The 21,354-nt window shown below is 71.3% G+C and carries 13 protein-coding genes; 7 read left to right on the forward strand and 6 right to left on the reverse strand.

Features of this window, described 5'->3' with window-relative positions:
• The first annotated feature begins 2 nt into the window (after positions 1-2).
• A complete protein-coding gene (locus tag LZ198_RS19935) occupies positions 3-1,574 on the forward strand; it encodes a beta-ketoacyl synthase N-terminal-like domain-containing protein (protein WP_253973600.1) in 1,572 nt (523 codons plus the stop codon).
• A 1-nt stretch (position 1,575) separates the two neighbouring features.
• On the opposite strand, the gene LZ198_RS19940 is transcribed toward LZ198_RS19935, so the two are convergent.
• Both LZ198_RS19940 and LZ198_RS19945 read right to left on the reverse strand, forming a co-directional pair.
• Positions 1,576-2,145, reverse strand: coding sequence for a hypothetical protein (locus tag LZ198_RS19940; RefSeq protein WP_253973601.1), 570 nt, complete (start codon positions 2,143-2,145; stop codon positions 1,576-1,578).
• 51 nt (positions 2,146-2,196) lie between these two features.
• Positions 2,197-3,258: a sigma-70 family RNA polymerase sigma factor gene (locus tag LZ198_RS19945; protein WP_407667447.1), complete on the reverse strand. Its 1,062-nt coding sequence runs from the start codon at positions 3,256-3,258 to the stop codon at positions 2,197-2,199.
• Positions 3,259-3,374: 116 nt separating this feature from the next.
• Here LZ198_RS19945 and LZ198_RS19950 point away from each other — a divergent pair, with 116 nt between their 5' ends.
• Positions 3,375-5,798 carry a DEAD/DEAH box helicase gene (locus LZ198_RS19950; protein WP_253973603.1) on the forward strand — a complete coding sequence of 808 codons (2,424 nt, stop codon included), beginning with the start codon at positions 3,375-3,377 and terminating at the stop codon, positions 5,796-5,798.
• A gap of 410 nt (positions 5,799-6,208) precedes the next feature.
• Here the strand turns inward: LZ198_RS19950 and LZ198_RS19955 are convergent, their stop codons facing one another.
• The gene (locus LZ198_RS19955; protein ID WP_253973604.1) at positions 6,209-6,709 is read right to left on the reverse strand and encodes a helix-turn-helix domain-containing protein; all 501 of its coding nucleotides are present in this window, start codon (positions 6,707-6,709) and stop codon (positions 6,209-6,211) included.
• Between the two features lie 99 nt (positions 6,710-6,808).
• Between LZ198_RS19955 and LZ198_RS19960 the strand changes: the two genes are divergently transcribed.
• The 4 genes from LZ198_RS19960 (at position 6,809) to LZ198_RS19975 (ending at position 17,079) form a co-directional block, all read left to right on the forward strand.
• Entirely contained in the window at positions 6,809-8,038 is a 1,230-nt protein-coding gene (locus tag LZ198_RS19960; RefSeq protein ID WP_253973605.1) for a Glu/Leu/Phe/Val dehydrogenase dimerization domain-containing protein, read from the forward strand.
• 129 nt (positions 8,039-8,167) lie between these two features.
• Positions 8,168-9,385: a threonine ammonia-lyase gene (locus LZ198_RS19965; RefSeq protein ID WP_253973606.1), complete on the forward strand. Its 1,218-nt coding sequence runs from the start codon at positions 8,168-8,170 to the stop codon at positions 9,383-9,385.
• A gap of 45 nt (positions 9,386-9,430) precedes the next feature.
• Positions 9,431-10,909, forward strand: coding sequence for a gluzincin family metallopeptidase (locus tag LZ198_RS19970; RefSeq protein ID WP_253973607.1), 1,479 nt, complete (start codon positions 9,431-9,433; stop codon positions 10,907-10,909).
• Between the two features lie 140 nt (positions 10,910-11,049).
• Complete coding sequence (locus LZ198_RS19975; RefSeq protein ID WP_253973608.1) at positions 11,050-17,079, forward strand: DUF6982 domain-containing protein; 6,030 nt, start codon at positions 11,050-11,052, stop codon at positions 17,077-17,079.
• A 121-nt stretch (positions 17,080-17,200) separates the two neighbouring features.
• Here the strand turns inward: LZ198_RS19975 and LZ198_RS19980 are convergent, their stop codons facing one another.
• Positions 17,201-17,818 (reverse strand): YceI family protein, encoded by a 618-nt coding sequence (locus LZ198_RS19980; protein ID WP_253973609.1) that lies wholly within the window; start codon positions 17,816-17,818, stop codon positions 17,201-17,203.
• 33 nt (positions 17,819-17,851) lie between these two features.
• The gene (locus tag LZ198_RS19985; protein WP_253973610.1) at positions 17,852-18,721 is read right to left on the reverse strand and encodes a dioxygenase family protein; all 870 of its coding nucleotides are present in this window, start codon (positions 18,719-18,721) and stop codon (positions 17,852-17,854) included.
• Positions 18,722-18,863: 142 nt separating this feature from the next.
• Between LZ198_RS19985 and LZ198_RS19990 the strand changes: the two genes are divergently transcribed.
• Complete coding sequence (locus LZ198_RS19990) at positions 18,864-20,504, forward strand: sigma 54-interacting transcriptional regulator (protein ID WP_253973611.1); 1,641 nt, start codon at positions 18,864-18,866, stop codon at positions 20,502-20,504.
• A gap of 27 nt (positions 20,505-20,531) precedes the next feature.
• Here LZ198_RS19990 and LZ198_RS19995 read toward each other — a convergent pair whose 3' ends face one another.
• A complete protein-coding gene (locus LZ198_RS19995; RefSeq protein WP_253973612.1) occupies positions 20,532-21,251 on the reverse strand; it encodes a rhomboid family intramembrane serine protease in 720 nt (239 codons plus the stop codon).
• Positions 21,252-21,354 lie beyond the last annotated feature (103 nt).

Raw genomic sequence — 21,354 nt, forward strand, 5'->3', positions numbered from 1 at the left:
CCGTGCGCAGAGTAGGCATCTTCGGATGGGGCGTCGTCGCCCCCCGGTCCAGGAACATCGAGGCGTTCGAGAAGAACCTCTCGTCGTCCGAGAGCTGGCTGTCTCCCTTCAATGGCTTCGGGCCGGACAACTTCCTGGTCGGCATGCCGGAGTTCGACCTGGCCGAGTACAAGCCGTGGATCGACGAGCGCTTCCCGGCCAACCGCTTCTCCATGCTGGAGCGGAAGATGGGCCAGCCGACGCAGTTCGCCATCGGCGCGTTCATCCAGTCGCTCTCGCAGAACCCGGGCATCGAGCAGGAGCTGCAGGCGCTCGGCCCCCGCGCGCACGTGTACGTGGGCACGGGCCTGGGCGACCTGCCCACCATCCAGGCCATCTCCCTGGACCTGCACCGCGCCCAGCGCCGGTGGGACCGCTTCTGGGCGTCCCCGGAGCGCAACGCCAGCCTGCGCCAGTGGCTGGAGACGCGCGAGGCGCTGCCGGGCCTGCCCCCGGAGCCCGCCAGCGTGGACGAGCTGGCGCGCGACGAGGCCGAGGAGGCCTGGTGGCACTACTGGACGGGCCGCTCCACGGAGCTGCGCGACTACCTGGCGGAGCTGCGGGACATCGAGGCCATCGGCGTGCCGGAGGGCGCGGACGTGGAGTCCGCCAAGCTGGCCGTCATCAAGGAGAAGCGCACCCGCAACGCCCGGCTGCAGAAGAAGTGGAACGCGCCGGAGCCGCCGTGGAACGCCGTCTCCTCCAACGTGCTGTGGAACATCCACAACACGCCCGCCTCGCAGATTTCGATGCTGGGCCACATCACCGGCATGACGTTCGCCCCCGTGGCGGCGTGCTCGTCCTTCGGCTACGGCCTGAAGCTGGCGATGAACGCCATCCAGTTGGGTGAGGCCAAGGCGGTGGTGATGGGCATGACGGACGCGGCGCCCAACCCGCTGGTGGTGGGCGGCTTCTACAACGCGCGCGTCATCTCCGCGGACGCGGCCATCTCCAAGCCGCTCACCGCGCTCCGGGGCACGCACATCGCCGGCGGCGCCGTGGTCTGGGTGCTGGGAGACTGGGAGTACTTCACGTCCAAGGGCTTCAAGCCGCTGGGCATGGAGCCCGTCGCCGTGGGCGTCACCGCGGACGCCGACCACATCATCACCCCGTCCAAGGAGGGCCCCACGCTGGCCATCCGCGAGGCGCTGGCCGCCGCGCAGTGCACGCCCTCGGACCTGGGGAGCTGGGACCTGCACGCCACCGCCACGCCGGGGGACTACCTGGAGGTGCAGAACCTGCGGGACGTGATGCCGGAGTCGGTGCTCATCACCGCGCGCAAGGGCACGTTCGGCCACGGCATGGCCGCCGGCGGCGGCTGGGAGCTGACGGCGCAGTACCTGGGCTACCAGCGCGGCAGCATCTTCCCCACGCCGCTGAAGCGCTCGGAGCTGAACCAGCAGATCTCCCAGGTGCACGGCCGCTACGTCTTCGACGAGGCGGTGGCCACGCCCGCGGGCTGCGCCGGCAAGCTGTCCATGGGCGTGGGCGGCATCAACGCCTGCGTCATCTCCCGTCCCTACGAGAAGGAGTAGCTCAGGGGTGGGCGGAGCGCGCCTCCGCCTCCAGCCGCGCGGCGGACCCCGGGTCGATGCGCTGGAGCAGCAGCAGCTCCAGCTCCAGGTCCCGCGCGTAGTTCTGCCGGGTGGGCAGCACGCCGGAGGTGCTCGCGTTGTTCACGGCCACCGAGCGCTCCTCGCGGCCCTTGAGCGTGCTGGCGTCGCCCACGCTGCCCTGCACGTAGCCCACGCCGGTGGGCTGGGTGACGCGGTCGCCGCGCATCACCCGCAGGACGACGCCGCCCTGGGCCCTGGAGACCCCCTCCACCAGGTAGCGCGAGGCGGCGGAGGCGCCCAGGGTGCCGCCCCCGGAGTCGCGCCACTCCGTCTCCAGCACGTAGCTGCCCGGGGCCTCCTTCCACGAGTAGCCCCGCTCCTTCAGCAGCGCCTTCACCTGGGGCCAGAGCTCCGCCAGCGGCTGGCGGTAGACGTGGGTGGCCGCCTTGTCGCGCAGGTAGTTCTGGCGCAGCGAACCCGCGCAGCCCGACAGGGCCAACCACGTGGAGACGGCCAGACAGACGCCCGCGGCGCGGATGAAGCCAGTCATGGGACCCCCGGAGTGCGCTCTCCCGGGGGGCCATGATAGCGCCAGGCGGCCTCACCCCTTGGGCGTGGCCACCAGGTCGAAGTCCGGGATGTGTTCGCGCATGAACTCGCGCATCCGGTTGATGAGCGCCGCCTCGATTTGCCGCGCCCGCTCCCGGCTGACGCCGTACTTGTCGCCGATGTCCTGCAGCGTCAGCGGCTCGTCGGAGATGAGGCGGCTGTCGAAGATGAAGCGCTCCTTGCCCTCCAGCGTCCGGGAGAACTCCGCCAGCTTCTCGCGGAACAGGGCCTTGAGCTGCTCGGCGCCCAGCCGCTCGTCCGCGGGCACCGCGCCGGACGGCAGGTAGCGGTCCGCGCGCGTGGCCCGGGAGTCGTCGTCCCCGCCCAGCGGCGCGTCGATGGACACCTCGTCGTGCCCCAGGCGCTGGTCCATCTCCACCACGTCCTGCTCGGAGACGTTGAGCCGCTCCGCCAGCAGCTTGGGGTTGGGCTCGAAGCCCTGGGAGATGAGCTTCTCCTGCTCCTGGCGCAGCTTGAAGAAGAGCTTCCGCTGGGCCTCCGTCGTCCCCAGCTTCACCATCTTCCAGTTGTCCATGATGTAGCGGAGGATGTACGCGCGAATCCACCACGCCGCGTAGCTGCTCAGCTTCACGCCGCGCTCGGGGTCGTACTTCTTCACCGCCTGCATCAGCCCGATGTTCCCCTCCTGCACCAGGTCCAGCAGGGACAGGGGGTTGCGGTGGTACTCGTGGGCCAGCTTCACCACCAGTCTCAGGTTGGAGGCCACCAGCCGGTACGCGGTGCCCACGTCCTGGGTGTCGCGGTAGCGCCGCGCCAGCGCCAGCTCCTCCTCGCGCGACAGGAGGGGATGGCGCTGCACCTCCGCCATGTAGGCCTGGAGGGGGTCCCGGGTGGTGAGCCCCACCTCCTCCACCCGGGCCAGGGCGCGGGAGGGCAGGGGGGCGGCCAGGTCGCCCTCCGGCTCCGCCGCCGCCAGCTCGGCCTCGTCCGGTTCCACGGAATCCGGGTCCGTGGACGACTCGGCGGACGGGTCCGCCCCCGTGGCGTCGACGACCTCCACCTCCGCGGGGGCCGGCTTCGCCGCCCGCTTCACACGGGGCCGGGGCTCCGCCCCTTTGGTTCTTTTCCTCCCACTCGCCATGGGCGCTCCATACTCCAAAGTGCCGCGATTGTTGCCAGAGGGTAATGCAGGGGCTATGCCCCTGCTTGATGAGCGACATCCAAGAGCCCACCGCGCCGGGCAGCCCGGCGCCTGACGAAGCCCCGACCCGTCCAGCCGAATACATCGCGGACATCGGCTTCGACGACATGAACCTGTCCGAGCCCATCCGCCGCGCGCTGGCGGAGCGCGGCTACAGCCACCCCACCCCCGTCCAGGCCCGCGCCTTCCGGCCCGCCATGGAGGGAAAGGACCTCATCGTTCGCAGCAAGACGGGCACGGGCAAGACGGCCGCATTCGGCCTGCCCCTGCTGGAGAAGATTCCCGCGGACGAGAAGCGCGTGCGCGCCCTCATCCTGTGCCCCACGCGGGAGCTGGCGCTCCAGGTGGCGGACGAGCTGACGACGCTCGCCAAGCACAAGGGCGTGAAGGTGGCGGCCATCTACGGCGGCGCCTCCATGAAGCAGCAGGAGGACGCGCTCGAGGAGGGCACGCCCATCATCGTGGGCACGCCCGGCCGCGTGTTCGACCACATCAACCGCGGCAACCTGAAGCTGGACGGGTGCGACCACGCGGTGCTCGACGAAGCCGACGAGATGCTCAACCAGGGCTTCTACGAGGAGGTCACCCGCATCCTCGACCGCCTCCCCAAGTCGCGCCAGGTGCTGCTGTTCAGCGCCACCGTCCCCACGGACATCCAGAACCTCATCGCGCGCTACACGACGAACGCGGAGACGCTGCTGCTGTCCGGCGACGTCTTCACGGTGGAGCACATCCACCACATCCGCTACGACGTGTCGGACGCCTTCCCCAAGCCGCGCAACCTCATCTACGTGCTGGAGAAGGAGGAGCCGCAGAACGCCATCATCTTCTGCAACACGCGCGACGACACGGCGCTGGTGACGGCGGTGCTCAACCGCAACGGCTTCGACGCGGAGCTGCTCAACGGCGACCTGCCGCAGAAGGAGCGCGAGCGGGTGATGGGCAAGGTGAAGCGCGGCGAGGTGGCCTTCATGGTCGCCACGGACATCGCGGCGCGCGGCATCGACATCTCCGGCCTCGAGTACGTCATCAACTACTCGCTGCCCGAGGACCCGGCGGTGTACCTGCACCGCGTGGGCCGCACCGGCCGCATCGGCAACAAGGGCACCGCCATCAACCTCTTCTCCGGGCGCGAGCTGGCCACGTACACCGCGCTGGAGAAGAAGTACGGCATCAAGTTCGAGAAGCGCGAGATGCCGGCGCCCGAGGAGGCGATGAAGCTGTGGACCGACCGCCACGTGCGGGAGATCCAGGACGCCGCCAGCGCCTCCGTGTTCGAGGGCTTCCTGCCGCTGGCCACGCAGCTCAAGACGCGGCCCAACGCGGATGACCTGGTCGCCTTCCTGCTGAAGTACTTCTTCAGCCACCTGCGCATGGAGAAGGCGCAGGCGGCCCAGGAGGCCGAGCGCCGCGAGCCGGCCGCCCCCGAGCGCAAGAGCGAGGGCCGGAGCCGCGACCGGGGCGAGAAGCGGGAGCGGGGCGAGCGCCGCGAGCGCGAGGACCGCCGCGAGCGCGAGCGTCCCGCCCGCGCGGAGCACCCGGAGCGTGAGCGCCGTCCCCGGCGCGACGAGGCCCGCCGCGAGCGCGACGGTGGCCGTGGTGGCGCGTCGCTGGAGGCGGGCCCGGGCGAGGCGAAGCTGTGGGTCAACCTGGGGACCGCGGATGGCCTGGGGCCGGGCAGCATCGCCACGGCGCTCGAGGACGCGGGCGCGCCCCTGGGCAAGGTGGTGCGCGCGGAGCTGCGCCCCACCTTCGCGTACGTCTTCGTCGCGGAGGAGGACGCCGCGGCCTACGAGACGCTCAACGGCAAGCAGCACGGCACCAAGACGCTGCGGGTGGAGAAGAGCAAGCCGCGCTCCGAGCGCGAGCCGGGTGCCCGTCCGCCCCCGTCCCCCGACGCGGGTCCGGGCGAGGTGAAGCTGTGGACCAACCTGGGCATGGATGACGGCGTGGACGAGGTGAAGTTCCCCGCCGCGCTGGAGGCCGCCGGGGCTCCGGCCGGCAAGGTGCTCAAGACGGTGCTGCGCCCCACCTACGGCTACGCCTACGTGGCGGAGGCGGACGCGCCGGCCTTCGAGGCCCTCAACGGCAAGCTGCACGGCGAGAAGGCGTTGAAGGTGGAGCGGCACCGTCCGCGCGGCGCCCGCGAGGAGCGGCGTCCCCGCCCCGAGGCCGCGCCGGACCTGCCGGGCCAGACGCGCCTGTGGGTGGGCCTGGGCAGGCAGGACGGCCTGGACGAGGCCGCCGTCACCAGCACGCTGGAGGCCGCGGGCGCTCCGGCGGGCAAGGTGGTGCGCATGGAGCTGCGCCCGACGTACGCCTACGTCTTCGTCGCCGACGAGGACGCGGCCGCCTTCGAGGCCCTCCACGGCAAGCCGCGCGGCGGCGAGGGTGACAAGACGCTCAAGGTCGAGCGCGCCCGCAAGAAGTAGCGCGCGAGCGCCCCGGGAGGCTCCGCGCCGTCCCGGGGTCGCCTCCCGGCGGGAAGGGGGTGCCATGCGAGGCATCCTCGCCCGCCGGTCCGACGTGCCTTCGCGTGGACGCGACGCGCGCCGGCACGAGGTGTCTTCGGGGTTGCCCCCTGACGGGAAGGGGGTGCCATGCGAGGCATCCTCGCCCGCCGGTCCGACGTGCCTTCGCGCGGACGCGACGCGCGCCGGCACGAGGTGTCTTCGGGGGCCGCATCCCGGCGGGCAGCACGTGTCGGGAGGAGACTCCTCGCGCTCCGGTCCGACGCGCTCTCGCGTGCGGACGTGCCCCGTGCCGGAGCGACGTGTCTCCCCCTCCCCCACCGTATTCGAGCGCTGGCACCCGGCTCGCGCGCGGAGCCCGGGTGGAGGCGCTAGCCGCGTCCGGACTCCGCCACCTTGCGCCTGCGGGCGCGGTGGTAGTGGGCGGTGCACAGCCCACGCGCGAGCACGGGGCGCTGGCAGTCCGGTTCACCACAGCGCGCGGGCTCGGGCGCGGGGGCCTCCACGCTCGGCGGCGCACCCGCGGCGAACATCACCTGGGCCACCTCCAGCAGACGGTCCACGTCCTTGCGCGACAACCTGCGCGCGCGGGCGAAGTCCTCCAGCCGGTGGACGCCCGCGTCGTCCACGTCCTCCAACCGCAGCAGCTCCCACAGGGGCAGCGCCAGCGCGGCGGCCACCTGGAGGAGCGTCTCGTAGCTGGGGCTGCGCTCGCCGCGCTCCAGCAGCGAGGCGAAGGAGACGGAGATGCCGCAGCGGACGGCGAAGTCCTCCTGGGTCAGCCCCCGGCGCTCCCGCAGCGCGCGGATGCGGCGGGCCAGGCCGTGCAGGTGTCCACTCGTGGTGGAAGCGTCGGACGGGCCAGGGGACATGGCTGTTTCCTATGGTATCGCACCCCTTCTGTTAAGGTCTCGCGCGCGGTGCGGGCCGTCCTGATCCGGGGCCCACCGCCACCAGGAGCACTGCGAACCATGAGCGCCGTCGAGGGTACCAACTACTTCTTCCGCAAGGCCGCGCGGATCATGGACGTGGGCACCCCCATCGAGACGCTGCTCGCCACGCCGCTGCGCGAGGTGAAGGTGCAGGTCTCCATCGAAATGGACTCCGGGGAGATCCGCACCTTCCTCGGCTACCGCATCCAGCACGACAACAGCCGCGGCCCCATGAAGGGCGGCCTGCGCTACCACCCCCGGCTGGACCAGGACGAGGCCGCGTCGCTCGCGTCGCTGATGACGTGGAAGACGGCGGTGGTGAACGTGCCCTACGGCGGCGCCAAGGGCGGCATCGCGTGCGACCCGTCCCAACTGAGCCTCAAGGAGCTGGAGCGGCTGACGCGCAAGTTCGTGGACCAGGTGCAGGACGTCATCGGCCCCACCCGCGACATCCCCGCGCCCGACGTCAACACCAACCCCCAGGTGATGGCGTGGATCATGGACCAGTACTCGCGCTACCACGGCCACTCGCCGGCGGTGGTGACGGGCAAGCCCCTGGAGCTGTACGGCTCCAAGGGCCGCGAGGCCGCCACGGGCCGGGGCCTCTCGTACGTGTGCCGTGAAATCCTCCGGGACCTGGGGCTGCAGGTGAAGGGCACGCGCTTCGCGATCCAGGGCTTCGGCAACGTGGGCAGCCACACCGCGCAGTTGCTCTGGGAGGACGGGGGCGTGGTCGTCGCCGTGGCGGACGTGCTGGGCGGCGTGCGCAACCCGCAGGGCCTGGACATCCCGTCGCTCTTCGAGCACGTCAAGCGCACCGGCACCGTGACGGGCTTCGGCGGCGGCACGGCGTGCAGCAACGACGACGTGCTCGCGGCCGACTGCGAGGTGCTCATCCCCGCGGCGCTCGGCCACGTGCTCACCCGGGACAACGCGAACCAGGTGCGCGCGCGCCTCATCATCGAGGGCGCCAACGGCCCCACCCAGCCGGAGGCGGACGAAATCTTCGAGAAGCGCGGCATCTTCGTGGTGCCGGATGTGCTCGCCAGCGCCGGTGGCGTCACGGTGAGCTACTTCGAGTGGGTGCAGAACCTCCAGCACCTGTCGTGGGAGGAGGACCGCGTCAACGCGGAGCTGGAGAAGACGATGAAGGAGGCCTACGAGCGCGTGGCGCAGATTGCCCGCTCCCGCAAGGTCTCCATGCGGACGGCGGCCTACATCCTCGCCATCGGCCGGGTGGGCAAGGCCACGGTGCTGCGCGGCATCTGACGCATCCCGGCACGCCCGGCCCCTCCCCTGCCGGACGGGCGTACCGCGGCGCGCAAACCCCGCGAGGGTGGACGCTCGACGCCGCGTGTCCCTTCCGCCCGGCTCGCGCTTCCGCTAGACGCCGCGCCCATGGTCACCCTCCAGGACATCCTCGCCGCGCGGGAGCGTCTGCGCGACGCCATCCGCCCCACGCCGTGCCCGCAGTCGGACCACTTCACGGAGCGGACGGAGTGCGCGGCGGTCTTCTTCAAGCTGGAGAACCTCCAACGCACGGGCGCCTTCAAGGAGCGCGGCGCGCTCAACAAGCTCCTGTCGCTGACGCCGGAGGAGCGGCGCCAGGGCGTCATCGCCGCGTCGGCCGGAAACCACGCGCAGGGCGTGGCGTACCACGCGCGCCGGCTGGGCGTGCGGGCCACCATCGTCATGCCGGAGCGCACCCCGCTCATCAAGGTGTCGCGCACGCGGGATGACTACGGCGCGCGCGTGGTGCTCAAGGGCGCCAACTTCGACGAGGCCTACGCGGAGGCGCTGCGCATCCAGCAGGAGGAGGGGCTGGTCTTCGTCCATCCCTTCAACGACCCGCACGTCATCGCCGGACAGGGCACCATCGCGCTGGAGCTGCTGGAGCAGTGCCCGGACCTGGACGTGGTGCTGGTGCCCATCGGCGGTGGCGGGCTCATCTCCGGCATGGCGTGCGCGCTGAAGGAGCTCAAGCCCGGCATCCAGGTGGTGGGCGTGCAGACGGCGACCATCGCCAGCATGAAGGCGTCGCTGGAGGCGGGGGCGCTGACGGAGCTGACGGCGGCGGGCTCGACCATCGCGGACGGCATCGCCGTCAAGCGCGTGGGTGACCTGACGTTCGCGATGGTGCGCAAGTACGTGGACACGGTGGTGGCGGTGGACGAGGAGGAGATCGCCGCCGCCATCCTCACGCTGCTGGAGCAGGAGAAGAGTGTGGTGGAGGGCGCGGGCGCGGTGGGCCTGGCGGCGCTGCTCAACGGCCGCGTCCCCCAGACCAAGGGCAAGCGCACCGCCATCATCCTCAGCGGCGGCAACATCGACATGAACGTCATCAGCCGCATCATCGAGCGCGGCCTGGTGAAGGCCGGGCGCCTGGTGCAGTTGGAGGTGCGGCTGCCGGACCGGCCGGGGATGCTCGCGCGGCTCACCTCGCGCATCGCGGACCAGCGCGCCAACGTGGTGGACCTGCACCACGAGCGCGCCTTCTCCCAGGCGGGCCTGGACGAGGCCATGGTGGAGGTGACGCTGGAGACGACGGGCCCCGCCCACATCCAGGAGCTGGAGCAGGCCCTGCGCGAGCTGGGCTGGCAGGTGGCTCGCAAGTAGCGGGGGCCTTCGCGGGAGCGCCGGGAGTCGGCCATACTGCCGGCAATGCGTGCCTTCGTCCTCGCCCTCGTCCTCGCCGCATCGGCCCCGACGCCCGCCCAGAAAGCCAAGGAGCTCTCCAGCAAGAAGGCCTGGGACGAGCTGTACCTGGCGTTCTCGTCCGGTGACGCGAACACCGTGCCCAAGGAACAGCGCGCCGCCGTCTCCGGCGCGCTGGCCACGGGGTGCGAGGCCCTGCTGGCGGAGGACATGGTGATGGCCTCCGCCCTGGGCGAGCGCGCCGTGGTCTTCGAGGAGACCGCGCCGGCCCTGCACTGCGTGGCGACCGCCGCGCGAAGGACGGACCAGCGCGCGGCGGCGGAGGCCGCGCTGCGCAAGGGGCTGCAGCGCTTCCCCAAGGACGGCTCGTTCCCCCTGGAGCTGGGCAAGCTGCTCTTGGAGGAGCAGGACTCCGTGGGCGCGGTGGCGGCCCTGGAGCAGGTCCCTCCGCGCTCGAAGGAGGGCGCCGAGGCGAAGAAGCTGCTCCAGCAGGCCCGTCAGTCGAAGCAGCAGGAGTCCGATGCCCGCAGCGAGGCCGCTCGCATCGAGCGGCAGTTGGGGGGCGCCACCCGCCTGCCCACCGAGGCGCCTCCTCCCGTGCCGCTCTCAGGTTCGACCCCGCGGTACGAGCAGGAGCCGGTCACGGAGCTGACCGTGGGCAACCGGAACGCGGGCGGGAAGATGGTGAAGGCACCCACCGTCGGGTTCGAATCGTCGGTGGACTCAGCGGGGAAGCGCGTGCGCGCGAACCGCCGGTTCGTCATCAAGTACAACAACAACAGCCGGGACTTCCGTCAGCGGGCCAACTACGAAGGGCGCGTCGTCGAGGTGCTCGAAGAGGCGTACTACTTCGCTCGTGACACCCTCGGTCAGGCCCGGGAGAACCCCGTCGAGGTCGTGCTCTACTCCGCGGACGAGTTCCGCGACGAACTCGGCGCGGGAGCCGCGGCCATGGCCGCGGGGCTCTACAGCGCGAACGCCATCCGCATCAACAACGCCGTCGAGCTGACGAAGGAGGCCAAGGCGACCCTCGTCCACGAGTACATCCACGCCGTCGTCGACGACTTCTGCGGAGGGGGCAACCGGGACAACGACACCATCCCGCTCTGGCTGAACGAGGGCCTGGCCGAATACCTGGAGTGGAAGTACCTGAAGCAGGAAGGCCCGACCCGCAACCTCTGGGCGCACATGAGGCAGGCCCAGGTGGAGCAGGATGTACCCTCCCTGCATTTCCTGGTGAACAATGCCCCCATCACCAGCAGCAACCCCATGGTGGGCTACGGCGTGTCCGCTCTCGCCGTCCGGGAGCTGGTTCGCAGGGAGGGTTACCGCCGAATCCTCAGGCTGATCGAGGATCTCTGCGAGAACCGGGGCACCGGCATGAACCGGGGGAAGTACTTCGAGAAGGCGCTGAGGACCCACTACGGGTTGACCATGGACGAGCTGGACAAGGAGCTCGCCAAACAAATCGGGGAGCCGGGGTAGCTGCCGGGCAGGCTTGGTCCATTTGGTTTACCCCTCCCCGGGAGTCCCCTACACTCGTGGCCCCCCCATTTGCGCTGCGACGGTAACCGGGCAGTCCACTGGCCGCAGCAAGGTGACGGATGTCGGACACGCGCGCAGCAATGAGAGAATTTCGCTTCCTCGACGAGAAGCGGAAGCTGGGAAGCCTGTCTCCCGTGGAGGAGGCGCGCTGGGGTGAGCTGCGCGGACTGCTCGGCATCCAGGACGCACCCGCGCCCGAGGCCTCGGCCTGGCCGCAACAGGAAGCGGCGGCGCCCCAGGGCTACTACGGCGCCGATGGCCAGTGGTACGCCTACCCCGCCGACTACGCCCAGCAGCCCCAGGGCTACTACGGCGCCGACGGCCAGTGGTACGCCTACCCCGCCGACTACGCCCAGCAACCCCAGGGCTACTACGGCGCCGACGGCCAGTGGTACGCCTACCCCGCCGACTACGCCCAGCAGCCCCAGGGCTACTACGGCGCCGACGGTCAGTGGTACGCCTACCCCGCCCAGGAGTGGCCGCAGCAGGGTTACGATCCGAACCAGCCCTACGACCCGAACGCGCAACAGGGCTACGACCCGAACGCGCAGCAGACCTGGCAGACCGACCCGAACCAGGCCTATGCCGGCTACGCACAGCCCGGCGCCTACGACCCGAACGCACAGCAGGGCTGGCAGGCCGACCCGAACGCCGCGCAGGCCCCCGGGGCCGATCCGCAGGCCTACGCCCAGGGCTACACGTCGCCCCCCGCCCCGGAGCCGGAGAACCTGGCGCTCAGCGCGGACGACATCGACATCCCGGCCCTGAGCGAGCCTGCGCCGTGGATGGCGCCCGCCCCCACGCCGGTCCCGACCGGCGAGGTCCACGAAGAGGCCCCGGCCCCCGCAGAGGAGCCGCTGGAGGTGTCCGCGGAGGACGTCTCCGCGTCGTTCGCGGACCTGGGGGATGATCTCCGCGACCAGGCAGCCCTGGCCGCCGACGCCGCGCCCCTCTCCGCCGAAGAGGACTTCAGCGCGGTCGAGGCCGTCGAGCCGGAGCCGGAGACCCCGGTGGCCGCGAGCCAGCCCGAGGCCTCGCTCGAGACCTCCTTCGCGGACCTGTCGCTGGAGGTCGAGTCGGCGCAGGAGATCACGGACGTCCAGTCCATCGACGAGCCGGAGCCGTCCTCCTCGGAGATCGAGGTCCCCTCCTCTGAAATCGAGCTGGTGGACGCCTCCGTCGAGGCCGAGCCGGTGCTCGCGGAGGAGCGTTCGCCCGCGCCCATGGACGAGGCCTGGGCAGCGGCACCGCTCGCGGTGGATCCGATGGAGTCGGCGGTCGAGGAGATCGCCGATACGAGCGACATCATCGACGTCGCCGCGATGGACTCCGTCGAGCCGGTGAGCGGCACGGAGTTGGCTGCCGTGGAGTTCGAGACGAGCACCGAGGTCCGCACGGAAGAAGAGGCGGACCTGGGCTTCGTCGCGGCGGACACGGGCACGCTGTCCGCGCCGACCACCTCCGAGGAGACCGCGGAGGTGGGGAGCTGGGACCTCGGCGAAGCGCCCGCGACCGAGTCCTTCGCGACGACCGAGCCCGCCACCCCGGAGATGGCCCTCGACGCCACGGACGGTGGAATCGCCGTCGAGGCGGAGACCTGGGATGCCCAGGGGACGCAGGGCGAGCTGGCCGCCACCGACGTGACGGCGGCGACGAGCGGATGGGAGACGGAAGCAACCGGCGCCCCGGAGAGCACACTCGCCGCATCCGAGGTGAGTGGCTCGGATCAAGGCTGGGATGCGTCGGCGACGCACGGTGATTGGACCCAGACCACGAGCGAGGACGCGCAGACGGCCGCGGTGACGGATGGGACGTGGGATGCTGCCACGCCCTCTTCCGAGACGTGGGCGCCCGCGACCACCGACGCGACGGAGACCTGGGACTCCGGCGTGGCCACCGAGCTCGCGCTCTCTTCCACGGACGAGACAGGCACGAGCGCCGTTGACGCTCCGCCCGCGACGACGTCCGAAGAGTCGCTCCTGACCACCACCGCCCCGGAGACAGGCACCGAGCAGGCCGCCTGGGAGTCCTCGGCGCTCACGGGTGACGCGGCGGACGGCGCCACCTACGACAACGAGACCAGCGCCGCTTCCGCGGAGATCACCCTGTCGGCCTCGGATGAGGCGGGCGGGGATACGAACGCGAGTGACTGGCAGCCGGAGGCTGTGTCCTCCGAGATTTCGCTGTCGGCCGCCGATGAAGTGGGGACCCACGAGGGAACCGCGGAGCCCGCGGGTGCTGTATCCAGTGAGCTCGCGCTCTCCAGCGCGGATGAGGCGAGCCACTGGGAGTCCGCACCCGAGAGCACCAACGCGGGTGACTGGAGTGCGTCAGCCGAAGCGGCCCTGGTTTCGCCTGAAGGCGTGGGTGCCGAGCCCGCGCAGGCGGAGATTTCCCTCGAGACCTCCGATGTCGCAGCGGAGTCCCCTGCCCCCGAGGAGATTGCCCTCGACGCATCGGACATGACCGCCGATGCCGCCTCCGCACCGAGCGAGGAAGCGGTCCCCACGCTGGAGCTGGACGCGGCGGACGCGACCGAGGCGCCGACCTTCGATGTCGCGGACATCGGCGTGGAGGCCGAGGAGGCACCTGTCGCCGCGGACTCGCTCTTCTCCGAGTCGGCGGTGCCCTCGCTGGAGCTGCGCTCGGTCCAAGTCGGGCCAGACCTCCAGGCAGACACCGTCGAAGTCGATTCCGAGGGTGACGCCCTCGAGCCGGCGGCGGCGCTCGCACGCGAGACCTCGCGTCTCGACGGCAATCCGGACGAGGCCGTTCCGCTCGCTTCCGCGGGCGAGTTCCTCGAGTACGGCTCGTTCTCCGCATCGAACGAGCGGGGACTGAGCCTCTCGGCGGAGTCCGGCAGTGAATGGGGAGGCGATGCCGGGGACGCGGTCCCTCTCGCGACCAACGCGGACTTCATCTCGGGGATGCAGCCCAGCGGCACGGACTGGGGCACGACGCCGGCTCCGTCCGAGTGGGCTCCCACGACCAACGAGGCCGCCCCCATCGAGCTCCAGCCCGAGTGGGTGTCCTCCGAAGCACACGCCGGGACCGAGACGATCGACGCCCAGCCGGAGTGGGCCACGTCGGACGCGGAGCAGCCCGTGGCGACCGCAACGCCGTCGGAGTGGGGTTCCGCTTCGGGTGACCTGGCGCCGGAGGCCGCTCGAACGGAGTGGAGCGCCACGCCGACCACGGACACCGCGCAGCCCGAATGGGGCAATCCGTCCAGCGACCTGTCCGCCGAGAGCGCGCAGCCCGAGTGGACGGGCGCCACCGCGACGGCCGAGGCACAACCGGAGTGGAGTGCCACGCCCGCGACGGCGGAGACGCAGCCCGAGTGGAGTGCCACGCCCACGCTCGAGGCTCAACCCGAGTGGAGCGCCGAGCCCGCGACGGCCGAAGCTCAGCCTGAGTGGAGCGCAGCACCCGAGACCGTAGCGCCCCAGCCCGAGTGGAGTGCCACGCCCACGCTCGAGGCTCAGCCTGAGTGGAGCGCGGAGCCCGCGACGGCCGAGGCTCAGCCCGAGTGGAGCGCACCGACTGCCGAGGCTCAGCCCGAGTGGAGCGCACCGACTGCCGAGGCCCAGCCCGAGTGGAGCGCACCGACTGCCGAGGCTCAGCCCGAGTGGAGCGCCACGCCCGCGACCGCCGATGCACAGCCTGAGTGGAGTGCGACGCCTACGGCTAGCACCCAGTCAGAATGGACTGCTGAACCCGCAACCACGGCTCAACCTGAGTGGAGCGCACCGACGGCGGAGGCACAGCCCGAGTGGAGCGCCGAGCCCGTGACGGGGGAGCCCCGATCCGAGTGGAGCGCCACGCCCACCACCGAGGCCCAGCCCGAGTGGAACGCACCAGCAGCCGAAGCCCAGCCCGAGTGGAGCACCACGCCCGCGACGGCCGAGGCCCAGTCCGAGTGGAGCGCGACGCCCACCATCGAGGCTCAGCCCGAATGGAGCGAACCCACGGCGGAAGCACAACCCGAGTGGGGCGCCGAGCCTGCGACGGCCGAGCCCCAGTCCGAGTGGAGTGCCACGCCCACCATCGAGGCCCAGCCCGAGTGGAGCGCACCGGCGGCTGAGGCGCAGCCCGAATGGAGCGCCGCGCCCGCGACCACCAACGCTCAGCCCGAGTGGAGCGCCACGCCTGCAACGGCCGAGGCCCAGTCCGAGTGGAGTGCGACGCCCACCATCGAGGCTCAGCCCGAATGGAGCGAACCCACGGCGGAAGCACAGCCCGAGTGGAGTGCCGAGCCCGCGACGGCCGAGGCTCAGTCCGAGCGGAGTGCGACGCCCACCATCGAGGCTCAGCCCGAATGGAGCGCGCCGGCAGCCGAGGCCCAGCCCGAATGGAGCGCCACGCCCACCCTCGAGGCCCAGCCCGAGTGGAGCGCCGAGCCCGCGACGACCGAAGCACAACCTGAGTGGAGCGCCACGCCCTCAGCTGAAACCCAATCCGAGTGGGGCGCACCGACCGCAGCCGTTCAGACTGAGTGGAGCGCCACGCCCGCGACCACCGACGCCCAGCCCGAGTGGAGCGCGGAATCCACGCCGGACGCTCAGCCCGAGTGGAGCGCCACGCCCGCCACCACCGACGCTCAGCCCGAGTGGAGCGCTGAATCCACACCGGATGCTCAGCCCGAGTGGAGCGCCACGCCCGCGACCATCGATGCTCAGCCCGAGTGGAGCGCGGAACTCGCGACCACCGACACCCAGACCGAATGGAGCGCCGCGCCGCACGACGCGACGGCCGCCACGGCCTCGCATTCGGAGTGGAGCGCCACGCCTACCGCTGACGCTCAACCCGAGTGGTCCACGTCGGGCGAGCTGACTCCCGAAACCGCCGCCCAGCCCGAGTGGGCAACCCCGGGCGAGCAGATCGCCGCCCCCGCGCAGCCCGAGTGGTCCACCACCTCCGAGGGACACACGACCGACGCGGGCCAGCACGAGTGGTCCTCACCCGTCGAGGAGGTCCAGCCCGAGTGGAGCACCACCGACGCGGCGCCCTCGGCCAGCCAGCCTGCCTGGGAAGCCCCCATCGAGGAGCTGCCCGCCGACGCCGTCCAGGAGGAGTGGGCCACGCCCCAGGCGGCCGAAGCCGCCCCCGTCGAGCTCCAGCCGGAATGGGCCACCGAGGAGCCCGCCGCCCCCCAGGAGCTCCAACCTGAGTGGGTGACTCCCGAGGCCGAGGCCACACCCGAGTGGTCCGCGACGCCCGCACCCGTCCCCCAAGCCGAGTGGAACACCCCCGCCCAGACGCAGACCTGGTCGGCGGAGTCCAGCGAGGTCGAGGTCCCGCAGGCGGAGTGGAGCGACACCTCCATCGACGTCGAGCCGATGGTCGAGGAGGCCGCGCCCATCATCACCGCGCAGGCCGAAGAGGTCACCTGGGAGGAGGAGACGCCCCAGGCACCGGACCGCAGCGCCTTCGCGATGCAGGCACGCGACACCTCCTCCTTCGGAGCCCCCCCGGCGGCCCCCTCCGAGGAGGAAGTCGAGCTCGAGCCCGAGCAGGAGCTGGCGGAAATCGAACTCGTGGAGGAGGCCGTCGAGCCCCCCACCTTCTCGCCGCCTCCTCCGCCCCCGCCCGCCGCGACCGCCGTCTCCGCGGCGGTGATGAGCGCGGCGCTCAAGCCCACCGGCTCGCCGCCTCCGCCCCGCGCCGTCGACGTGGCCCCGCCCGCGCGCGAGCCGCTCTTCGCCGCCCCCGCCTCGATGGGCGCCGAGCCCATCACCTCGTTCATCGAAGGTGAGCACCGCGTCATCATCCACACCGTCGAGGGACAGGTGAAGCGCGGCACCATCCGCGACGCGGACCTGCTCGACGAGGTCATCTCCCTCGAGCAGCAGAGCGGCTACGCCCCGGAGCAGATCCCCGGCAAGCGCGTGAAGGCCATCTTCTTCATGCTGCCGGCGGGCGCGCGTCAGCCCCTCGCGGAGGGCCAGAAGATTCGCGTCACCTTCAACGACGGCCGACAGGTGGCGGGCTTCTCCCAGGACTTCAGGGGCTCGACGCCGGGCTTCTTCGTCATCCCCGCGGACCAGCGCACCAACACCGCCCGCATCTTCATCTACCGCTCCAGCGTGCAGGCCGTCGCCGAGGGCTGAGCCCCGCTCGCGCGGACGCTCCCCACGGGGCGTCCTCCCGCCGGCGGAAGTCGGGCCAAGAAAAAGGGGCTCCCACCACCGTGGGAGCCCCTCGTTCATTCAACGGTCCTCGACGCGCCGACTACTTCTTGGCCGGCGTGGCGGTCGCGTCCGCCTTCTTCGTCAGGGACAGGTCGAGGGTCACGTTGACCTCCTCGCTCACCGCCACGCCGCCCGTCTCCAGGGCCGCGTTGTAGGTGAGGCCGAAGTCCTTGCGGTTCAGCTTCGTGGTGGCCTCCACGCCCGTGCGGGTGTTGCCCCAGGGGTCCTTCGACTCCTTGGAGGGGCCCGTCACGTCCAGGACCACCGGCTTGGTGACGCCGTGCATGGTCAGGTTGCCGGTGACCTTCAGCTTGCCCTCGCCCGCCTTCTCCACCTTGGTCGACTTGAAGGTGATGGTCGGGAACTTCGCGGTGTCGAAGAAGTCCGGCGCGCGCAGGTGCTCGTCACGCTTGGCGTTGCCCGTGTTCACCGTCGCCGCGTCGAGCGTGGCATCGACGGTGGACTTGGTGATGTCCTTGTCGTCCAGGTTGATGGCGCCGCTCTTGATGGTGAACGAGCCCTTCACGTTCGACACCATCATGTGCTTGACCGCGAACTCCGCGGAGGAGTGGGCCGGGTCGATGTCCCACGTGGCGCCGAAGGCCAGGGACGGCAGGGCTACCAGCAGGGCAATCGCGCTCTTCAGGGTGGTCTTCATGGGGTGTGTGCTCCTGTGATTGGAACTACGGGTTCAAGCGCGCAGCGCGAAGCTGCGCATCGACAAGGTTCCGTGATGGAAGCCCTCGAATACCTGCGTGAGGCGATCCTCGGGGAGGGCTGCTCCGAGAACGAAGTACAGCGGCAACAAATGTTCGGCGCTTGGATGCGCGAGCGTGGCGTGCGGTGCATCCAACCATGATTGAAGGCCCACGAAATCGCGCGCCTCGAGCTTCTTGGCAATCCAGTCGTCGAAGTCCCGTGCCCACGGCTCCGCGGACGCGTCCTTCTGGTGGAAATTCACCCGGCGCAGGTTGTGGACGATGCCCCCACTGCCCATCAGGAGCACACCTTCGCCACGAAGCGGCCTCAGCACCTCCCCCATCCGGGCGATGTCCGCCGCGCTCGCGCCCAGCGGCATCGACACCTGCACCACCGGGAACGGTGCTTGTGGAAACGTGTGAAGCAGCGGTACCCACGTGCCGTGGTCCAGGCCGCGCTCGGTGTCCGCGACGGCGCGCAGCCCCGCGGAGGACAGCCGGGCCACCACGTCCTGCGCCAGTCCAGGGGCCCCCGCCGCCGGGTAGCGCAGCCGGTAGAGCGGCTCCGGGAAGCCGTAGAAGTCGTAGACGAGCGGAGGCTGGGCGCTCGCGGTGACGCGCACCTCGCCCGGCGTCTCCCAGTGCGCGGACACCACCACCAGCGCCTTCACCGGCCCCGCGCCCTCGCCGAAGCCCCGCAGGGCCTGCGGATACGCGTCCGAATCCAGCGCCACCATGGGGGAGCCATGGGACACGAACAGGGCCGGCGCCCGCCCGCCCTTCGAGCCGGCCCCCAGCACGCCCGCCACCCCGGCCGCCGCCGCCGCCTGAAGCACCTCGCGTCTGTCCAAGCCGCCTCCCATGATGGAGGGGCCCACTGCAACACGGAGACCAGCGCGCCCGACGAGCCAACCCACCGGAATTGCTCGAACCCGTCAACTTCCCGTGCGTGGATGCTCTCAAAACGATAGAGAGACAGCTCACTCTGGAAGGGAGTCGTACAGCGTGGCGGGGCAATTCGAGCTGCTGGACCTGGGCGAGCTGCTGTCGTTCGAGCCGGGGGGCGGGCCCATCCAGTTCGCGGGGCAGCGGGTGCTGTTGATGGACCCGGTGGCGCTGGGGCTCCTGCGCAAGGAGCTGGTGGGGCTGATGGGGGTGACGGCCGCGCGCGGCATCTTCACCCGGCTGGGGTACGCCCATGGCTGGCGCACTGCGGAGGCGATGAAGACGGCGGTGCCCTGGAAGGACGAGTCGCTGTGGCGCCGGGCGGGCGGGCGGCTGCACACGCTGCAGGGGCAGGTGCGCGTGGAGCGGGTGGAGCGCAAGCCCGAGGAGGGGCCGGAGCCCTTCGCGGAGGCGCAGTGGCGCGACTCGTACGAGGCCGAGCAGCACCTGCTGCACCTGGGCCGCGCGGACCACCCGGTGTGCTGGAGCCTCACCGGGTTCGCGTCCGGCTACATGAGCTACGTCAACGGCCGCGAAATCTACTGCACGGAGGTGAAGTGCGTGGGCATGGGGGACGCGGCGTGCCGCATCGTCGGGCGCCCGTCCGAGGAGTGGAGCACCGAGTGCAAGGAGGTGCTGCGCTTCTACGAGACGCAGTGCATGGAGGGCGTGCTCGCGCAGGTGACGGACGCGCTGAAGCAGGCGGAGCGCAAGCTGCGCGCCAAGCGCCAGTCGCTCGCGCGCGCGGGCGTGACGGAGGACCCGGCGGGCATGGTGGCGCGCTCGGAGTCCATGCAGAAGGTCATCAACCTGGCGCGCCGCGCGGCCAAGGTGGACTCCACGGTGCTCGTCACCGGTGAGAGCGGCGTGGGCAAGGAGCGCATCGCCCGGCTCATCCACGACGAGTCCTCGCGCGCGCACAAGGCCTTCATCGCGGTCAACTGCGCGGCGGTGACGGAGAGCCTGCTGGAGAGCGAGCTGTTCGGCCACGTCCGCGGCGCCTTCACCGGCGCCACGCACGACCGGCCGGGCCTCTTCGAGGCCGCGCACGGGGGCACGCTGTTCCTCGACGAGGTGGGCGAGGTGCCGCCGTCCATGCAGGCCAAGCTCCTGCGCGCGCTCCAGGAGAAGGAGGTGCGGCGCGTGGGCGAGAACATCACCCGCAAGGTGGACGTGCGCGTGGTGGCGGCCACCAACCGCGAGCTGGGCGAGGAGGTGCGCCTGGGACGCTTCCGGCAGGACCTCTTCTACCGCCTGCGCGTCATCGAGCTGCGAATCCCCCCGCTGCGCGAGCGGCGCGACGACATCCTCCCCCTGGCGCGGCTGCTGCTCGCGGAGGCCTCGGAGCGGCTGGGGCGCAAGGTGACGGGGCTGTCCCCGGACGCGGCGGACCAGTTGCTGCGCTACGGGTGGCCGGGCAACGTGCGCGAGCTGGGCAACGCGCTGGAGCGCGCCGTGGCCCTGTGCGAGGGCTCGCGCGTGGAGCGGGAGGACCTGCCGGAGGAGGTGCGCGCCGCGCCCCCCAGCCTCGTGCCCACCGGCAACCCGCGCCGCCTGGAGGACATGGAGAAGGAGTACATCCTCGCGGTGCTCGCGCAGAACGCGGGCAACCGGGCGCGCACCGCCGAGCAGCTCGACATCGGCGTGGCCACGCTCTACCGCAAGCTCAAGCAGTACGGGCACCCGGAGGCGGCCCACTGACGCGGGCCGCCGCGGTGCCCGGGGACGTCAGTTGAGGAACTGGTCGCGGTCCGGCCGGTCCTTGGGCACCACGTGCAGGTGCTTGGAGCGCTCCCGCAACTGGCGCTGCAGGCGCCAGTGCTGGAAGTGCAGCAGCAGCCGCCGGGGGCTGCCGCCCTTGAGGTAGAGGACCACCAGCAGGAGCGACAGCACGTCGGGCAGCTGGCTGATCAACCCGCCGCTCAGCACCCGCATCAGGACGAAGAGGCCGCCAATCGCCGCGAAGGCGTTGCCCGACAGGGGGATGCCCCAGAAGTTCGTCTGGCCCTGGCCGATGGTGAGCCCGTACGCCACCCACAACACCGAGCCCATCACCCAGCCGCCCTGGTAGCCGCCCGGCAAGGGCAGGAACAGGCCCGCCACGCCGAGGATGTAGCCCGCCAGCGCCGGCACCCCCAGCGCCACCAGGAGGAGCCGCTTGGGCCCCCAGGCGCCCTCGAGCCACCCACCCACGGACCACAGCAGCAGGCCGGCGAAGAGGATGCTGAAGGGCTGGGATTCGACGAAGACGTAGGAGATGGGCTGCCACAGGAAGAGCTGGCCGAACACGGAGCCGGGCCACAGCAGCAGCAGGCCGCCCTGCCCCTTCGCGGTCGCCAGGTACAGCAACGAGCCCGCGACCAGCGCCACCGTCAGCTTCGCCGCCATGGTCTCCAGGCCCGGCAGTCCCCCACCGCCCCGGCCGCCGAAGCTGCGCATCGGTCGCATTCATTCCTCCACGACGGGTTTCGAGTCGGCCAAAGGTGGTGGAACCCGGGCCGCTTCGCAACCCCAAACGACGAAGGGCGCCCCACCCGGTCCCGGGAGAGAG

Source organism: Myxococcus dinghuensis, assembly GCF_024198235.1.
Lineage (GTDB): Bacteria > Myxococcota > Myxococcia > Myxococcales > Myxococcaceae > Myxococcus > Myxococcus dinghuensis.